Origin of the sequence: Mycolicibacterium aromaticivorans JS19b1 = JCM 16368 (assembly GCF_000559085.1) — a bacterium.
GTDB classification, from domain to species: domain Bacteria; phylum Actinomycetota; class Actinomycetes; order Mycobacteriales; family Mycobacteriaceae; genus Mycobacterium; species Mycobacterium aromaticivorans.
On sequence record NZ_JALN02000001.1, the window covers coordinates 4280183 to 4295680 of the forward strand.

The window sequence follows — 15498 nt, forward strand, 5'->3', positions numbered from 1 at the left end:
GATGACCGACTCACCACTGAGCGGCTTTGTCGTGGTCGATCTGTCCACCGGCATCCCCGGCGGGTACTGCACCAAGTTGCTCGCCGACGCCGGCGCCGACGTCATCAAAGTCGAGGCGCCCGAAGGTGATCCGCTGCGGCGATGGTCGGCCTCAGGAGCGCGGATCGGACCACACGAGGACGGCGCGCTGTTCAGTTTTCTGGCCGGTGGCAAGCACAGCGTGGTTGCCGACCCGGTCCTCGACGAGGATTTGCGGTGGGTGGGTGACCTGCTGGCCGGCGCCGACGCCTTCGTCTGGTCACCGGATTCGCCGCTGGCCGAACACCCGACGCTGACGCCTGCCGCTGTGCACGCCGCCCACCCGCACCTGATCGTCGCCGCAATCACACCGTTTGGTCTGGACGGACCGTGGAGTGGCCGCCCCGCAACCGAATTCACACTTCAGGCCTGGTCCGGCGGCATCGTCGGGCTGGGCCGCGGCGCACCGGACCGCGCACCGGTCTACGTCGGCGGCCGGGTCGGCGACTATCTGTCCGGGGCGTACGCCAGTGCGGCGATCCTGGCGTCCCGCATGCAGGTGCTGGCCGGCGGCGCCGGCGATCTCATCGATCTGTCCATGCTGGAAAGTCACGTCATGGGCCTGACCTACTACCCGGTGACCTACTCCGACATGCTCGGGCGGCCCTGGCGCGACGCCCGCAGGCTGACCGTACCTGGCGTCGCCCGCGTCAAGGACGGCTTGGTGGACGTCGGATGTGGCACCGCTCAGCAGTGGTTCGACCTGTGCGCGATGATCGGACACGAGGAGTGGATCGACGAGAACGCGCCCGTGAGCATCACCGAGCAGGCCAGCGAGAAAGCCGACGAGCTGTATGCCTGGATGGCCGAGCACACCGGTGACGAGGTCCGTGAGCTGGCCACGGCGTTCCGCATCCCCAACGCGCCGGTCGCGAGCCCCGACGCCATCGAGTCGCTGGAGCATTTCGTCGCCAGGAAGACGTTCGTCACCCACCCGGCCGGCTTCCGCCAACCGGGCCATCCCTACCGGATCACCGGTGTCGAGTTGCGGCCGCCGTCACCCGCGCCCCGACTCGGGGAGCACACCTACCGGCATCGCCATGCGCCGCGCACGCGACGGCAGCCCGGCACCGCTCAGGATCGATTGCCGCTCAGCGGGATTCGCGTCGTTGATCTCACGACGTTCTGGGCCGGACCGTCGGCCACCCACCTGATGGCGCTGCTGGGTGCCGAGGTGATCCACGTCGAATCTGCGCGCCGCCCTGACGGCACCCGGATGATCGCCGGGGTGCCGGTCACCGAAGACCACTGGTGGGAGCGGCAGCCGATCTTCGCCGCGCTGAACACCGGCAAGAAGGACATCACCCTCGACCTGGGCACTGAACGCGGACGTGAGCTGTTGCTCCGGCTGATCGCCACCGCCGACGTGGTCGCGGAGAACTACACGCCGCGGGTGCTCGATCACCTCGGCTTGGATTATGCGGCTTTACAACGCATTCGGCCGGATATCGTGATGTGCCGCATGCCGGGTTTCGGGCTGGACGGCCCGTGGCGGGACAACCCGGCGTTCGCGTACGTGATCGAGGCCGCCGCCGGTATCAGCTGGCTAACCGGCTACCCGGACCGCAACCCGTACGAACCGTATTCCGTCGGTGATCCGAACGCCGGCCTGCACGCGTTGAACGCGGTGCTGCTCGCGCTCGAACATCGCCGGCGCACCGGCGAGGGGGCACTGGTCGAGGCCGCGATGGTGGATGCGGCGCTCAACATCGCCGCCGAACAGATCGTCGAGTACTCCGCGTATGGCGCGGTGCTCCAGCGTGCCGACAACCGAGGACCGTCGGCATCGCCGCAGAACCTCTACCGCAGCAACGAGATCGACGAGTTCGGCCGGGACGACTCCTGGGTGGCGATCGCCGTCGAAACCGACGAGCAGTGGCAGGCGCTGCGCAACGCGCTCGGCGATCCGGACTGGGCCGCCGATCCCGACCTCGGCACCGAGAGTGGCCGGCGGCCCCGCGAGGACTTCGTCGACCGGCACCTCGGCGCGTGGTGCCGGGACCGTACCGGCGACGAGATCGTCGCCGCGCTGTGGCCGGCCGGCGTTCCGGTGGCCAAGGTCAGCCAGCCGCACCGGCAGGCCGAGCTGGAACAGCTTGCCGCCCGCGAGTTCTTCGAAGTGCTAGATCACCCGGTGAACGAGCCGGCGCGATTCACCACGATGCCGTTTCGCATGTCCCGCCGGACACCGCCGATCCATGCCGCGCCTGCGCCGCTGCTCGGCCAGCACAATCACGAACTGCTGACCGAACTCGGCCTGTCCGACACCGATATCGAGGAACTGTTGGCAGCCGGAGTGATCGGCTCCGCCCCACCGGACTGAGGCTAACGCTCGCGGGTTACGGCAGGGGTTACCAATTCCAGCACCCAAGCGCCCCACTGCGCGTCGGTGCGTTTGCCGGGCAGTGCCAATGCGCTGGACACGGTGACCAGCAGTCCGGTCGCGAAGAACGTGCGAACTCCCATCGCGTCGGCGCCGGTCGCATCGGCCACCGTGTGCTGCAGGGCCAGATAACGAGCGGCGACCTCGTCGCGGACGGTCGCGTCGCCCGATGCCGCGTAAGCGTGAAGCATGACCAGCGCCACCACCCGGTCGCGCTGCAACAGTCGACGGTAGGCGTCCCCGAGCGCCACCAGCAGTGGTCCGGATTCCGCCTGATGGGCTGCGGTCGCCGCCGCGAACGCGTCGGTGACACGCTCGAAGATCCAAGCGACGACATCGAGGAAGAGGGCGCGTTTGGACCCGAACATCTGCACGACGCGGGGGTGAGACACCCCTGCGCTCGCTGCGATCGCCTCCAATCGTGTGCCGGCCAAACCACTCTCGGCGAACTCGGCCGCCGCGGAGACGATGATCTCGTGCCGGCGCACCGCTGCCGGTTTGTGCACTCGGGGTGCCGGGGACCGACCGGTCACCGCTTCGCTGCGCGAATCTGGCGCTTGACGAGGTCGTTGTCGTAGAGGCACCGGTAGGTGGTGATCAGGCCGTCCTCGCCGAAGTCGAGCCGGTCATCGCCATGAAACTCCACGACGGTGTCCGAACCGGCCACAGTGCCGGTGAACTTCCACGCCACCAGCACGGCACGCCGGCGGACGTCGGCGAACAGGCCCTCGAGGGCAAAGGTGTTGTCGGGAAAGGTCCGCGCCATTTCGGTCACGAAGTTCTTGATCGGCTCGCGTCCGTGGACCGTCTCGCCCAGCGCGGGTTCGTCGTAGACCAGGTCTTCGGCGCAGAGGGCGGCGACCGCATCACCGTCGTGCTGGTTCCACGCGGTTGCCCAGCGGCCGCAGAACTCTTCGACTGCAGTGGGGTCGGATATGGCGATGTCGTTGATGATGGTCATGCACCCAACTTACTGGTTTGTAAGAAAAGTGCCAACGAAACCGACCCTTCGAGAGGGGGCGTATTGCCTAGGCTCGGTAATGAGAATAGGATTCTCTCCAACTGCATAAGGAGGATTTCATGGGTCAACTGTCGCACCGGGTGGACGTGCCGTTTCCGATCTTCGACGCGGACAACCATCTCTACGAGCCGCCGGAGGCGCTGACCAAGTTCCTGCCGAAGGAATACAAGGACTACGTCCAGTACGTGCAGGTCAACGGCCGCACCAAGATTGCGCTGCGCGGTCAGATCAGCAACTACATTCCCAACCCGACCTTCGAGGTCGTCGCCCGCCCGGGCGCGTGGGAGGAGTACTTCAAGTACGGCAACCCGGACGGTAAGACCAAGCGCGAACTGTTCGGTGAGCCGATGCGCGCGATCCCCGCGTTCTTCGAGCCGGGCCCGCGTCTCGAGGTGATGAACGAGCTCGGTCTGGACAAGACCCTGATGTTCCCGACGCTGGCCAGCCTGCTCGAGGAGCGGCTGTCCGACGACCCGGTGGCCATCCACGTCCTGGTCCACTCGCTCAACCAGTGGCTCGACGAGGTGTGGGGGTTCAACTACCAGAACCGCATCTTCACCACCCCCGTCATCACGCTGCCGATCGTCGAGAAAGCGATCGAGGAACTCGAGTGGGTGGTCAAGCGCGGCGCCCGCTGCATCCTGGTTCGCCCGGCGCCGGTTCCCGGGTTCCGTGGGCCGCGGTCGTTCGCGCTGCCCGAGTTCGACCCGTTCTGGGAGCGCGTCGTCGAATACGACCTACTGGTCGGCATGCACTCCAGCGACAGTGGCTACTCCCGGTACACCTCCGAATGGGACGGTGCCAGCGCCGAGATGCTGCCGTTCCAGACCAATGCAATGGGCATCCTCAACGAGTGGCGCCCGATCCAGGACTCGGTGGGGTCGTGGGTGATTCATGGTGCGCTCTACCGCCACCCGAAGCTGAAGGTCGCGATCGTCGAGGCCGGCTCGAAGTGGATGAACCCGCTGCTCGACGGCTTGGCCGAGGTCTTCCGCAAGGCCCCGGAGGCCTTCCCGAGTGATCCGGTCGAGATGGTCAAGAGCCGCATCCACGTCAGCCCGTTCTTCGAAGACGGCATCGATGATCTGGTCAACCTCGTCGGTGTGGATCAGGTGCTCTACGGCTCGGACTGGCCGCATCCCGAAGGCCTGGCCGAGCCCACCTACTACATCGAGGCACTTCAGCACCTGAAGGCTGACGATCAAGCAAAGATCATGGGCGGCAACCTGTCTCGCCTCGTCACCGTGTGATCCAGGCGGGCCCGCCAATCGAGCCTGAGTGGCAGACCATCCCTGAGATGGTCTTGAGCGCGGCGGACCGATTCGGCGACTCGGAAGCGGTCGTCGACGGTCCGCTGCGTCTTTCTTTCGCTGAGGTCGCGTACCGGGTGCGTTGTGCGGCAGGCGCGTTCGCGAACCTCGGCGTCGAGAAGGGTGACCGGGTCGCCATCTGGGCGCCCAACTCAGCGCATTGGATGATCGCGGCCTTCGGGGTGCTCACCGCAGGCGGCATCGTCGTCCCGGTCAGCACCCGCTACAAGCAGGCCGAGGCCGCCGACATCATCACCCGCAGCGGTGCCAAGGTGGTCCTGGTCGAGAAAGGTTTCCTGGGACAGGATTTCATCGTCCCGGCCGGTGTGCCTGCGATCGACCTGAAGTCCGGATTTCTCGACGACGGCCAACCCACGCAGCGGGAGATCGGCGGAACCGACATCGCCGACATCATCTACACCTCGGGTACCACCGGCCGGCCCAAGGGCGTGATGATGAATCATCTGCAGAACCTGCGGATGTACGCCGAGTGGTGCGATCTCGCCGATCTGCGCCGAGGCGATCGCTACCTGATCGTCAACCCGTTCTTCCACACCTTCGGGTACAAGGCCGGCTGCATCGCCACCTTCATCCGGGGCGCAACGATGCTGCCCGTTCCGGTCTTCGATGTCGAGCGCGTTGTCGAGCTGATCGCGGCCGAGAAGATCACGATGCTGCCGGGGCCGCCGACGCTGTACCACTCGCTGCTGGCGGTGCCGGACAAGAGCAAGCTCGCCACGCTGCGGGCCGGGGTGACCGGTGCCGCCGACATTCCGGTCGAACTCGTCCGCCGGGTGCACGAGGAACTGCCTTTCCGCACACTGGCCACCGGCTACGGGCTCACCGAGGCCGGCACCGCGACGCTGTCCCGGCCGGGGGACTCGTTCGAAGACGTCGCCACCACGGCTGGCGTGCCGTGCGACGGAGTCGAGGTGCGCATCGCCGACGACGGCGAAGTGCTGGTCCGGGGCTACAGCGTCATGCAGGGCTACTTCGACGATCCCGCGGCCACAGCGGAGGCCATCGACGTCGACGGCTGGCTGCACACCGGAGACCTCGGCAGCTTCACCGAGTCGGGACGCCTGAAAATCGTCGGGCGCAAGAAGGACATGTTCATCGTCGGCGGCTTCAACGCCTACCCGGCCGAGATCGAGGGCTTCCTGATGGAACACCCCGCTGTCGCACAGGCGGCGGTGATCGGGGTGCCCGACGAGCGGCTCGGTCAGGTCGGCAAGGCGTTCGTGGTGCTGAAAGGGGACCCTCCGCTGTCGGCGGACGATCTGATGGCCTGGAGCCGAGACCGGATGGCCGGTTTCAAGGTGCCCCGGTCGGTCGTATTCGTCGAGGGCCTGCCGCTGAACGCGACGGGCAAGGTGATGAAGGATCAGCTGAGCTGAATATGCGGAAATATCATTTCCGCACCAAGAGTGCCTGATTTGGGCATTGGCTGCGCCGGCCCGGCGAATCGACTTACCGCCTGATGATAATGTCATTCTCACCGGTTATCGCGCGTCGGTCGTACGTGTGGCGGACGGCACAGTGGTCGCCCGTACGCTGGCGGGATGTTTGGTCCAGAGAGGAGTCCGACATGCGACGCATATCTGCTGTAGCGCGCCGCGTGCCGGACCGCAAAGACATGTGTGGGTGCCATGGCGGCTGACGTGAACGAGGAGGCCGTCTCAGAAGCGCTGGCCGAGCTCGCCGAGGCCGAAGCCGCCGAGGCCGAAGCCCGAGCCGAGGCGGCGCGCGCCAAGGCCACCGCGGCGCGCTTGCGAGGTGCGGACCCCGATTCCACGGATGAGGACGCCGAAGACGCGGAAGACGCCGAAGACGACTTCGACGACGACGAACTCGAGCCCCGCGGCTGGTGGGCTCGTATCGGTGCGGTCACGGTGGCGGTGGCGGTGGTCGTGATCCTTGCCATCGCATCGATGGTGGTGACCGGCCTGATGCTCGTCGCGCACCAGAAGGTCGTCGCCCAACGGGCGCATCAAGCCGAGTTGGTGGCCGCGGCGCGCAAGGGCGTGATAGCGCTGTTGTCCATCGATTACAACCGGGCCAAGGCCGACGTCCAGCAGGTCATCGACTTGTCCACGGGAACGTTCAAGAACGATTTCACCAGGGGCGCAGACGATTTCGTCAAGACCGCTGAGCAGTCCAAGGCGGTCACCGTCGGCACGGTCAAATCTGCCGCTTTGGAGAAAGAGAGCGGCGACACCGGCTTGGTGCTGCTGGCTGCTTCTTCAACCGTAACCAATGCCAATGGGGCACATCAGGATCCGCGCGCATGGCGGATGAGCGTGACAGTGGCGCGGGATGGTGCCCAATACAAGATGTCGAATGTGGAGTTCGTGCCATGAGTAGTGACAAGGCCACCGAGCCCGTTGAGGGCGACAACAAGGCCACCGAGCCCGTTGAGGGCGACAAGAACACAGATGTAGGCGTCGTCGACGAGGAGTCGACCGCAACGGAACTCGATACGGAAACCACCGACGAGGCCGTCGAGGGCGACAAAGCCGCTGACGACGCCAGTACCGAAGCCCAGACCCCGGCGTCGGGTGCACGGCGCGGTCCCCTGAGGTGGGCCGGTAGGCACTGGGCGGCGATCCTGCTGGTGGTGTTGCTGGTCGCCTCCGCGGGTGCCGCCGGCGGCGTCTACTGGTGGCTGTACCGGCCGGACCAGCAGACCAATTCCGCGGCTCAGCAGCAGGCGATCAACGCCGCCCGCGACGGCACGGTGGCCTTGCTGTCGTACTCCCCGGAGAGCCTCGACAAGGACCTGGCCAACGCCAAGTCGCACCTCACCGGCGAATTCCTCAAGTACTACAGCCAATTCACCGACCAGATCGTCGCGCCGGCGGCCAAGCAGAAGGGCGTCAAGACCGAGGCGACCGTCGCGCGTGCGGCGCTCTCGGAGATGCATCCCAGCGACGCGACGGTGCTGGTCTTCGTCAATCAGGTGACCACGAGCAAGGATCGGCCAGATCCGGCCCTGGCGACCAGCAGCGTCATGGTGAAGCTGACCAAGACCGACGGCCACTGGTTGATCTCCGAGTTCAACCCGATCTAGGCCCGCTGAGTAGGAGGACCAATCGATGAGCGTGGCACTGTTGTTGGAGATGGCCGCCTCCGATGCCGAGCGCGTCGGGGTGGTCAGCGACGACCAGCGACTCACCGTGGGCGAGCTGAACACGCTCGCCGACGGCGGGGCGGGCGTCATCGACTCCCGCGGTGCAGGCAGCGTGGTCTACGTCGGCCTCGGCGGAGTCATGCTGCCGCTGCTCATCTTCGCCTCGGCGCGTGCCGCACGGACGTTCACGCCGCTGAACTATCGCCTGTCGGCCGAGGCGCTGGCCGAACTCATCGAGCGGCTACCCGACCCGTTGATCGTCTTCGACGCCGAATATGCCGACGTGGTGGCCGGTTTGGGCGCGGCGCGAATCGAATCACGGGAATTCCTGGCCGCGGCAGCGACGGCCGAGCCGGTCGCCGAATTCCCGGACCCCGACGACATCGCGGTCGTGCTGTTCACCTCCGGCACCACGTCGCGGCCCAAAGCCGTCGAACTGTCGCACAACAACCTCACCAGCTATGTGACCGGCACTGTCGAGTTCGCATCCGCCGAGCCCGGTGATGCCGCACTGATCTGCGTGCCGCCGTACCACATCGCCGGTGTCAGTGCGGCGCTGTCGAATCTGTACGCCGGCCGTAAGATGGTGTACCTGCGCAAGTTCGACGCGCGGGAGTGGATCCGGCTGGCGTCCACCGAAGCGGTCACCAGCGCCACGGTGGTCCCGACCATGCTCGATCGCATCATCACCGAGCTGGAGACCAACCCCACGCCGCTGCCGTCGCTGCGGTCACTGGCATACGGCGGCTCCAAGGTTGCCCTGCCACTGGTACGCAAGGCGCTCGAGCTGCTGCCCGGAGTGGGCTTCGTCAACGCCTACGGCCTGACCGAAACCAGTTCCACCATCGCCGTTCTCGGCCCGGACGACCACCGGGCGGCTCATGCGGCCGCGGACGAGTCGGCCCGCAAAAGGCTCGGCTCGGTCGGCCAGCCCGTACCGGGGATCGAGGTGCAGATCCGCGCCGACGACGGTACGGTCCTGGGCCCCGAGGAGGTCGGCGAACTCTACGTCCGCGGCGATCAGGTGTCCGGCCGCTACGCCGAGATCGGCTCGGTGCTCGACGCCGAAGGCTGGTTCCCCACCAAGGATGTCGCCTACCTCGATGCCGACGGATACCTGTTCATCGGCGGACGCTCCGACGACACCATCATCCGCGGCGGGGAGAACATCGCCCCGGCGGAGGTGGAGGACGTCCTCGTCGAGCATCCCCACGTGCGGGACGTCGCCGTCGTCGGCGTCGAGGACGACGAATGGGGCCAGATCATGGTCGCCGTCGTCGTGCCCGTCGCCGACATCACCCCGGATCCGGAAGACCTGCGCGCCCACGTGCGCACCCAGCTGCGTGGTTCACGCACCCCGGACCGGGTGGTGTTCCGCCACGAATTGCCCACCACACCGACCGGCAAGGTACTGCGCCGCCAGCTTGCCGACGAGCTCAAGTCGCCGACCGCCACCCCGTGATCCCAGGAGGACCACCATGATCAAGACCGGTACCCGACTGCAGAGCCAGGTATGCGACACCCAGGTGATCGTCGTGCGCTCATCGGAAAGTCTCGACGACCTGCGGGCCGGCGGCGTCCCGATGATCCCGCTGGATGGCGAGAAAACCGAAGGCGCCCAACTGGATCCGGATTTCTCCGGCGGCACCGTGATGGGCAAGCGCTACGTCGACTCCGACGGCGCCGAACTCCTGGTCACCAAGGCCGGAGCCGGCAGTCTCAGTGTCGGCACCACACCGTTGGAGCAGAAGACCGCAAAACCGCTGCCGGCCAGCGACTAGGGGTCGGCATGGACGGCGCGGCGGAGGTCGAGACCCACACGCTCGTGCTGGCTATGGACTACCGGGTCCCGGATCCCAGCCGGGTCTGGCCGGTGCTGCAACGCAGCGAGTCCGCGCTCGCCGATCTCGGCGCACATTACGTGCTGGTCTACACCTCGACGCGCGAGCATGGTCGCGTCATGGTCACCATCTCGCTGCGGAGCAAAGAACCCATCCTCGAGGTGCTGCGCTCGCGGGTGTTCCTCAACTGGTTCGACGCTGTCGGCCTCGACGACATCCCCGCCATCTTCGCCGGCGAGACGGTGGACAAGGTCACGCTCGTCGAGCCGACCGAGGAGACCCCGCCGGGGGTGATCGTCGGGGCGATCGCCGCGGTCGACGACGTGCCGGCGATGATCGGGCGAGTTCACCAGGGACTGCCCCGATTCGAGGCCGCGGGGGTGCGGGCCGTGCGCATCTTCAAGGCCTTCGACGACGACCACGAAGTGATGATCCTGCAGGAACTGGACGACGAGGCCGACGCCTCCGACTGGGTGAATCATCCCGACGTGGCGGCGGAGTGGATGGGGCACACCGGAGTCGGCGCCTACCCACCGGTCTTCGTCGGCCGCCTGCAGCACATCATGCGGCTGGACGAGAACGGCTGAGGGCCGATCGATGTTCGTCTGCCTCTGCAACGGTGTCACCAGCCAGGTGGTGGCCGAGGCCGTCGAGGCGGGCGCCACCACCACCAAACAGGTCGCGACGGCGTGCGGAGCGGGCGCCGAGTGCGGCCGCTGCCGTCGCACGGTACGCGCCATCATCGACGCGGCCGATGCGGCGGAACACCAGCGCCACAACGGCTTCCGACCCAAGGGGTGAGGTATGGATGTGCAGCGCATCAGCGACGAACTCGAGATCGCGTCGGTGCTGCACCGCTACGCCCGGGCAGTCGACACCCACGACTGGGATCTGCTGCGGTCACTGTTCACCGACGATGCCCGTCTCGACTACAGCTCCGTCGGTGGGCCGGCTGCGGGCCGCGACGAGGTGTGCTCCTGGCTGGAGCGCTCGCTGACACTGATGCCGATGACTCAGCACTTCATCACCAACATCGAGGCTGATATCGACGGCGACACCGCAACGGTGCGGGCGATGTTCTACAACCCGATGCTGCTGCCGGGCGCGACTGAGACAAGCGCGTGCGGCGGCAACTACCACCACGTTATGGTCCGCACCGACAGCGGATGGCGCAGCAGGCAGCTGCGCGAGGAGAACCTCTGGTTCGACAATCCGCCGAGTCCGCACAGGCGGGCGGAGTTGACCGAGGAGGCCGAGACATGAGTGGTGTCATCGTCACCGGAGCCGCGTCGGGGATCGGCCGTGCTTGCGCCGAGGCGCTGATCGCCGACGGACGCCGAGTCGCGCTGTGGGACATCGCCCCGGCGGTTGCGGAGGTGGCCGAGGCGCTCGGCATGCCGCACACCGTGATCGACGTGTGCGACGGCGCCGCCGTGAGCGCCGCCGTCGATGCTGCCGCTGCCGCTATGGACGGAATCGACGGGCTGGTGCACGCCGCCGGCCGGGTCATCGCCGAACCGGTAGGCGCTTTCACCGAGGAATCGTGGGACGCGGTGCTCGACGTCAACCTGCGCGCCCAGGCGATCCTTTCGCAGGTGCTGCTGCCACATCTGCAGGAGGCTGCCCGCGCCGGCGCCGCCCCCGCGATCGTCGGCATCTCGAGCATCGAAGGACTGACCGCCAACCCGTTCATCCCCGCCTACTGCGCCTCCAAGGCCGGCCTGCTGGGGCTGACCCGATCGATGGCAGCTCAGCTCGGTCCGGAAGGGATCCGGGTCAACGCGGTGTGCCCCGGCTTCATTCGCACCCCGATGCTGCAGATCGCCCTCGACGTCGACGAGGTGCGCGAAGGCTTCGAGGCGGCCGCACCGATCGGCAGGCTGGGGAACCCGAACGAGGTCGCCGCGGCAGTGGCGTTCCTGATGTCGCCGAAGGCGTCGTTCATCACCGGCGCCCACCTGGTGGTCGACGGGGGAGTGACCAGCAGACATCCCTGACGCTGGGATCAGCCCACTCAAGTCCCCTCAGCTTGGGACTTACGCCCCTGTCAGATCCTGGGTGGCGCGGCGACAGTGGACATATGAGCGTGCAGTTTCCCGAGCCCGAGACGATTCGGACTGTGCTGAGCCTGGCGATGCGGGCACCGTCGGTGCACAATTCGCAGCCCTGGCACTGGCGGGTCGGGCCCAGCAGCCTGCATCTGTACGCCGATTCCAGCAGACACCTGCCGAACACCGATCCCGACCGGCGCGACTTGCTGGTCAGCTGCGGTGCCGCTCTGCACCATTGCACCGTCGCGTTGGCCGCGCTGGGGTGGCAGGCCAAGATCCAGCGGTTCCCCGATCCGGCCGACGGCGCTCACCTGGCGTCGATCGAGGTGCAGCCGCTCGCCGCCGGTGAACTCGATGTCACCCTGGCCGCGGCGATCACCCGGCGTCGTACGGATCGGCGCAACTTCAGCTCGTGGCCGGTACCCGGTGGTGACATCGCGTTGATGGGTGCCCGCGCCGCACGGGCGGGGGTGATGCTGCGTCAGCTGGACCTGCTGCCGCATCTGACGGAGATCGTCGCCCAATCGGTGTCCAGGCACGCCGCTGACGCCGACTACCTCAGTGAGCTCAGCGCCTGGAGTGGTAGGTACGGGTCGCTGGCGGGAGTGCCCGCCCACAACACTCCCGCACCCGATCAGCACGCGACGCTGCCGGCCCGAGTGTTCGCAGGCCCGATCCTGGCGCAGCCGTCGGAAACACCTGCCGCCGAGGACAACGCCGTCCTGCTCGCGCTCGGCACCGAGACCGACGATGACCTGGCCCGGTTGCGCGCCGGCGAGGCGACCAGTCTGGTACTGCTGTCCGCCACCGCAATGGGGTTGGCGACATGCCCGGTCACCGAGCCGCTGGAGATCAGCGAGACACGAGACGCGGTGCGCGAAGATGTCTTCGGTACAACCGGCTATCCGCAGATGCTGGTGCGTATCGGCTGGGCGGCGGTGAACGCCGACCCACTGCCTGCCACCCCGCGCCGGCCATTCTCTGAAGTGGTCGGCGGCCTCGACAGTCGTGTTGCGTGACAACCCGGAAGGAATATCACATGTCAACCTCTGCAACGAAATACGACATCGTCGTCGGTGTCGACGGATCCCCGGAGTCGAAGACCGCCGTCGACTGGGCGGCACGCGACGCGGCGTTGCGGGGGGCGCAGGTGCACCTGGTGCATGTGCTCAGCTCGCCCGTGGTGATGACGTTCCCCGAAGTGCCCGTTCCCAGCGGTTACCTTCAGTGGCAGGAGGATTCGGCTCGCGAGATTCTGGAGAGCGCGGCTGAAACCGTCGCAGCGGCCAGCAAGGACGTGGAGGTCACCGCCGAGATCGTAAGTGGTTCTCCGGTGCCGACGCTGGCCGATCTGTCCAAAGACGCCCAGCTGATCGTGGTCGGATGCCGGGGTCGCGGTGCGCTGGCCCGCAGTCTTCTGGGCTCGGTCAGCACCGGCCTCGTCCACCACGCGCACTGCCCGGTGGCGATCATCCACGACGAGGACCTGCTGACGGCTCGCCCGTCGAAGGCCCCGGTGGTCGTCGGCGTCGACGGCTCACCGGCCTCGGAGAAGGCGTTGGAAATCGCGTTCGAGCAAGCCTCGTTGCGTGGGGTGGAACTGGTCGCCGTGCACGCCTGGAGTGACACCGGGTTGTTCGAATTCCCCGGTCTGGACTGGTCGGCACTGCGGACGATTGCCGAGGAGACACTGGCCGAGCGGCTGGCCGGCTGGCAGGAGCGCTACCCCGATGTCGTCGTGCACCGGCTGGTGGTGGCCGACCGGCCCGCACAACAGCTCATCGAGCAGTCGGAGTCGGCCCAGTTGACAGTGCTCGGCAGCCACGGACGTGGCGGATTCGCCGGGATGCTGCTGGGGTCGGTCAGCACCGCGGTGGTGCACGGATCCCGGCAGCCCGTGATCGTCGCGCGCAGCGGCTAGGCTCAAACCCATGGGGCTCAACGGCTTACGGTAGTGGTGCGCTCCAGCGAAGCACCGTGCCGCCACCGTCGGCGTCGTCGACGGTGAAGTCCCCGCCGACCTCGTAAGCGCGGCGACGTAGGTTGATCAACCCACTGGGGCTGACCTCGGTCGGCATGCCGCGGCCGTCGTCGATCACCTCGATCGCGAGTTCGTCCTCCACCCGCACAGTGACGCTGAGTGATCGCGCGTCAGCGTGGCGCACCGCATTGCTGACCGCCTCGCGAACCACCGCCTCGGCGTGATCGGCCAGCCCTGCCTCCACCACCGACAGCGGCCCGACGTACTGAATGGTGATCCGTGGCCCCGAACCGGCGAACGCGTTGACGGCGTCGTCGAGGCGCTGACGCAGCTGCGTGGTGGTGCCCACCGATCCGCCGTGCAGGTCGAAGATCGCGGTGCGGATCTCCTGGATGACCTCCTGCAGGTCGTCGACGCTGTTCGTCAGGCGCTGCCGCACTTCGGGCAGCCGGCTGCGCGGAATCGTGCCCTGCAGGGAAAGTCCGATCGCGAACAACCGTTGGATGACGTGGTCGTGCAGGTCGCGGGCGATCCGGTCGCGGTCGGAGAGCACGTCGAGTTCGCGTAGGTGCCGTTGTGTGGAGGCCAACTGCCAGGCCAGCGTCGCCTGGTCGGCGAAGCCCGCCATCATGTCGAGCTGTTCGTGACTGAACGTCTGCCTGCCGATGCGCCGCAGAATCACCACCACACCGGCGACGGTGTCGGTGGTGCGCAACGGCAGTACCAGCGCGGCGCCGATCCCGGGTATCGCGGGCAGTTCGTCGCTGATGTCGGTGAACCGCTGCGGTGCTTGCGCGGCGAAGGCGTGGCCGATCACGCTGTCCCGCACGGTGATTGGCGGCAATGATCCGGGCTGGCCGACCTTGCCCGCCGTCTCGACCACGAGCAATTCCTCGACCTGGTCGACAGGCAGTTGAATATCGCTGGGCACCGCAACAAGCACCACGTCCGCCGCGGTGAGTTTGAGCGCCTCATCGGCGATGAGCCGGAACACCTGGGCCGGGTCCGCACCACCCAGCAACTCTGTCCCGATGTCGCGGGTCGCCTCGATCCAGGACTGCCGCGTGCGGGACTGTTCGTAGAGGCGGGCGTTGTCGATCGCGATCCCCGCCGCGGCGGCCAATGCCTCGACCAGGACTTCGTCGTCCTCGCTGAACGGCTGCCCGTCTGCCTTGTCGGTGAGGTACAGGTTGCCGTACACCTCGTCGCGGATTCGCACCGGGACGCCGAGAAAGGTGCGCATCGGCGGGTGATTCGGCGGGAAGCCCACCGATGCCGGGTGCTGCGTGATGTTGTCGAGCCGGATCGGTTTCGGTTCGTCGATCAGGTGGCCGAGCACGCCACGTCCGGAGGGCAGCGGGCCGATCAGTTCGTGGGTTTCGGCGTCGATGCCCTCGTAGATGAACTCGGCGAGCTCATGGTCGTGGCCGCGTACGCCCAGCGCCCCGTAGCGAGCGTCGACGAGGTCGATCGCCGTGTGAACGATGGTCTTGAGCGTGACGTCCAATTCCAGGCCCGAGGTCACCACGAGCATCGCTTCGACCAGCCCGTCGAGCCGGTCCCGGCCCTCGACGATCTGCTCCACCCGGTCCTGCACCTCGACAAGTAACTCGCGCAGACGAAGACCCGACAATGTGTCACGCAGCGGCGAACCCGCCTTGCGATTCCCGTTTGGTCCGACAGTGTCGGTCACAGCCCTCATG

The 15498-nt window shown here is 67.1% G+C and carries 16 protein-coding genes; 13 read left to right on the forward strand and 3 right to left on the reverse strand.

The window, feature by feature from the left end:
• Position 1: 1 nt before the first annotated feature.
• Positions 2–2401 carry a CaiB/BaiF CoA transferase family protein gene (locus tag Y900_RS20460; protein WP_036344195.1) on the forward strand — a complete coding sequence of 800 codons (2400 nt, stop codon included), beginning with the start codon at positions 2–4 and terminating at the stop codon, positions 2399–2401.
• 2 nt (positions 2402–2403) lie between these two features.
• On the opposite strand, the gene Y900_RS20465 is transcribed toward Y900_RS20460, so the two are convergent.
• Positions 2404–2994, reverse strand: coding sequence for a TetR/AcrR family transcriptional regulator (locus Y900_RS20465; RefSeq protein WP_237752608.1), 591 nt, complete (start codon positions 2992–2994; stop codon positions 2404–2406).
• Entirely contained in the window at positions 2991–3422 is a 432-nt protein-coding gene (locus tag Y900_RS20470; protein ID WP_109751108.1) for a nuclear transport factor 2 family protein, read from the reverse strand. Before Y900_RS20470 ends, Y900_RS20465 begins: the two co-directional genes overlap by 4 nt.
• 119 nt (positions 3423–3541) lie before the next feature.
• On the opposite strand from Y900_RS20470, the gene Y900_RS20475 reads away from it, so the two are divergent.
• The 12 genes from Y900_RS20475 to Y900_RS20530 all read left to right on the forward strand — a co-directional run bounded on the left by Y900_RS20475 (position 3542) and on the right by Y900_RS20530 (position 13735).
• Positions 3542–4732, forward strand: coding sequence for an amidohydrolase family protein (locus Y900_RS20475; protein ID WP_036344199.1), 1191 nt, complete (start codon positions 3542–3544; stop codon positions 4730–4732).
• Positions 4732–6189, forward strand: a complete 1458-nt coding sequence (locus Y900_RS20480) for a FadD3 family acyl-CoA ligase (protein ID WP_036347363.1) — start codon at positions 4732–4734, stop codon at positions 6187–6189. Before Y900_RS20475 ends, Y900_RS20480 begins: the two co-directional genes overlap by 1 nt.
• Positions 6190–6441: 252 nt before the next feature.
• Complete coding sequence (locus tag Y900_RS20485) at positions 6442–7152, forward strand: Rv1363c family protein (RefSeq protein WP_036344201.1); 711 nt, start codon at positions 6442–6444, stop codon at positions 7150–7152.
• A complete protein-coding gene (locus tag Y900_RS20490; RefSeq protein WP_081845177.1) occupies positions 7149–7862 on the forward strand; it encodes an Rv1363c family protein in 714 nt (237 codons plus the stop codon). Before Y900_RS20485 ends, Y900_RS20490 begins: the two co-directional genes overlap by 4 nt.
• A 25-nt stretch (positions 7863–7887) precedes the next feature.
• The gene (locus tag Y900_RS20495; RefSeq protein WP_036344202.1) at positions 7888–9384 is read left to right on the forward strand and encodes a class I adenylate-forming enzyme family protein; all 1497 of its coding nucleotides are present in this window, start codon (positions 7888–7890) and stop codon (positions 9382–9384) included.
• A gap of 16 nt (positions 9385–9400) precedes the next feature.
• Complete coding sequence (locus tag Y900_RS20500; protein WP_036344203.1) at positions 9401–9703, forward strand: hypothetical protein; 303 nt, start codon at positions 9401–9403, stop codon at positions 9701–9703.
• An 8-nt stretch (positions 9704–9711) separates the two neighbouring features.
• On the forward strand, positions 9712–10350 hold the full coding sequence (locus tag Y900_RS20505; RefSeq protein ID WP_036344204.1) for a hypothetical protein: 639 nt from the start codon (positions 9712–9714) through the stop codon (positions 10348–10350).
• A gap of 10 nt (positions 10351–10360) precedes the next feature.
• Positions 10361–10564 (forward strand): (2Fe-2S)-binding protein, encoded by a 204-nt coding sequence (locus Y900_RS20510; RefSeq protein ID WP_036344205.1) that lies wholly within the window; start codon positions 10361–10363, stop codon positions 10562–10564.
• A gap of 3 nt (positions 10565–10567) precedes the next feature.
• Entirely contained in the window at positions 10568–11026 is a 459-nt protein-coding gene (locus Y900_RS20515; RefSeq protein ID WP_036344206.1) for a nuclear transport factor 2 family protein, read from the forward strand.
• A complete protein-coding gene (locus tag Y900_RS20520) occupies positions 11023–11760 on the forward strand; it encodes an SDR family NAD(P)-dependent oxidoreductase (RefSeq protein WP_036344207.1) in 738 nt (245 codons plus the stop codon). The genes Y900_RS20515 and Y900_RS20520 overlap by 4 nt, the downstream gene beginning before the upstream one ends.
• A gap of 83 nt (positions 11761–11843) precedes the next feature.
• The gene (locus Y900_RS20525; protein WP_036344209.1) at positions 11844–12833 is read left to right on the forward strand and encodes an Acg family FMN-binding oxidoreductase; all 990 of its coding nucleotides are present in this window, start codon (positions 11844–11846) and stop codon (positions 12831–12833) included.
• Between the two features lie 20 nt (positions 12834–12853).
• Complete coding sequence (locus tag Y900_RS20530; protein WP_036347370.1) at positions 12854–13735, forward strand: universal stress protein; 882 nt, start codon at positions 12854–12856, stop codon at positions 13733–13735.
• A 25-nt stretch (positions 13736–13760) separates the two neighbouring features.
• Here the strand turns inward: Y900_RS20530 and Y900_RS20535 are convergent, their stop codons facing one another.
• Positions 13761–15488, reverse strand: a complete 1728-nt coding sequence (locus Y900_RS20535) for a GAF domain-containing sensor histidine kinase (RefSeq protein WP_237752609.1) — start codon at positions 15486–15488, stop codon at positions 13761–13763.
• Between the last annotated feature and the right edge of the window lie 10 nt (positions 15489–15498).

Coding starts and splice junctions, on each gene's coding strand:
- Y900_RS20470 (WP_109751108.1), bottom strand. CDS start 3,422: ATGACCATCATCAACGACATCGCCATATCCGACCCCACTGCAGTCGAA.
- Y900_RS20520 (WP_036344207.1), top strand. CDS start 11,023: ATGAGTGGTGTCATCGTCACCGGAGCCGCGTCGGGGATCGGCCGTGCT.
- Y900_RS20530 (WP_036347370.1), top strand. CDS start 12,854: ATGTCAACCTCTGCAACGAAATACGACATCGTCGTCGGTGTCGACGGA.
- Y900_RS20495 (WP_036344202.1), top strand. CDS start 7,888: ATGAGCGTGGCACTGTTGTTGGAGATGGCCGCCTCCGATGCCGAGCGC.
- Y900_RS20510 (WP_036344205.1), top strand. CDS start 10,361: ATGTTCGTCTGCCTCTGCAACGGTGTCACCAGCCAGGTGGTGGCCGAG.
- Y900_RS20505 (WP_036344204.1), top strand. CDS start 9,712: ATGGACGGCGCGGCGGAGGTCGAGACCCACACGCTCGTGCTGGCTATG.
- Y900_RS20515 (WP_036344206.1), top strand. CDS start 10,568: ATGGATGTGCAGCGCATCAGCGACGAACTCGAGATCGCGTCGGTGCTG.
- Y900_RS20525 (WP_036344209.1), top strand. CDS start 11,844: ATGAGCGTGCAGTTTCCCGAGCCCGAGACGATTCGGACTGTGCTGAGC.
- Y900_RS20460 (WP_036344195.1), top strand. CDS start 2: ATGACCGACTCACCACTGAGCGGCTTTGTCGTGGTCGATCTGTCCACC.
- Y900_RS20475 (WP_036344199.1), top strand. CDS start 3,542: ATGGGTCAACTGTCGCACCGGGTGGACGTGCCGTTTCCGATCTTCGAC.
- Y900_RS20490 (WP_081845177.1), top strand. CDS start 7,149: ATGAGTAGTGACAAGGCCACCGAGCCCGTTGAGGGCGACAACAAGGCC.
- Y900_RS20500 (WP_036344203.1), top strand. CDS start 9,401: ATGATCAAGACCGGTACCCGACTGCAGAGCCAGGTATGCGACACCCAG.
- Y900_RS20485 (WP_036344201.1), top strand. CDS start 6,442: ATGGCGGCTGACGTGAACGAGGAGGCCGTCTCAGAAGCGCTGGCCGAG.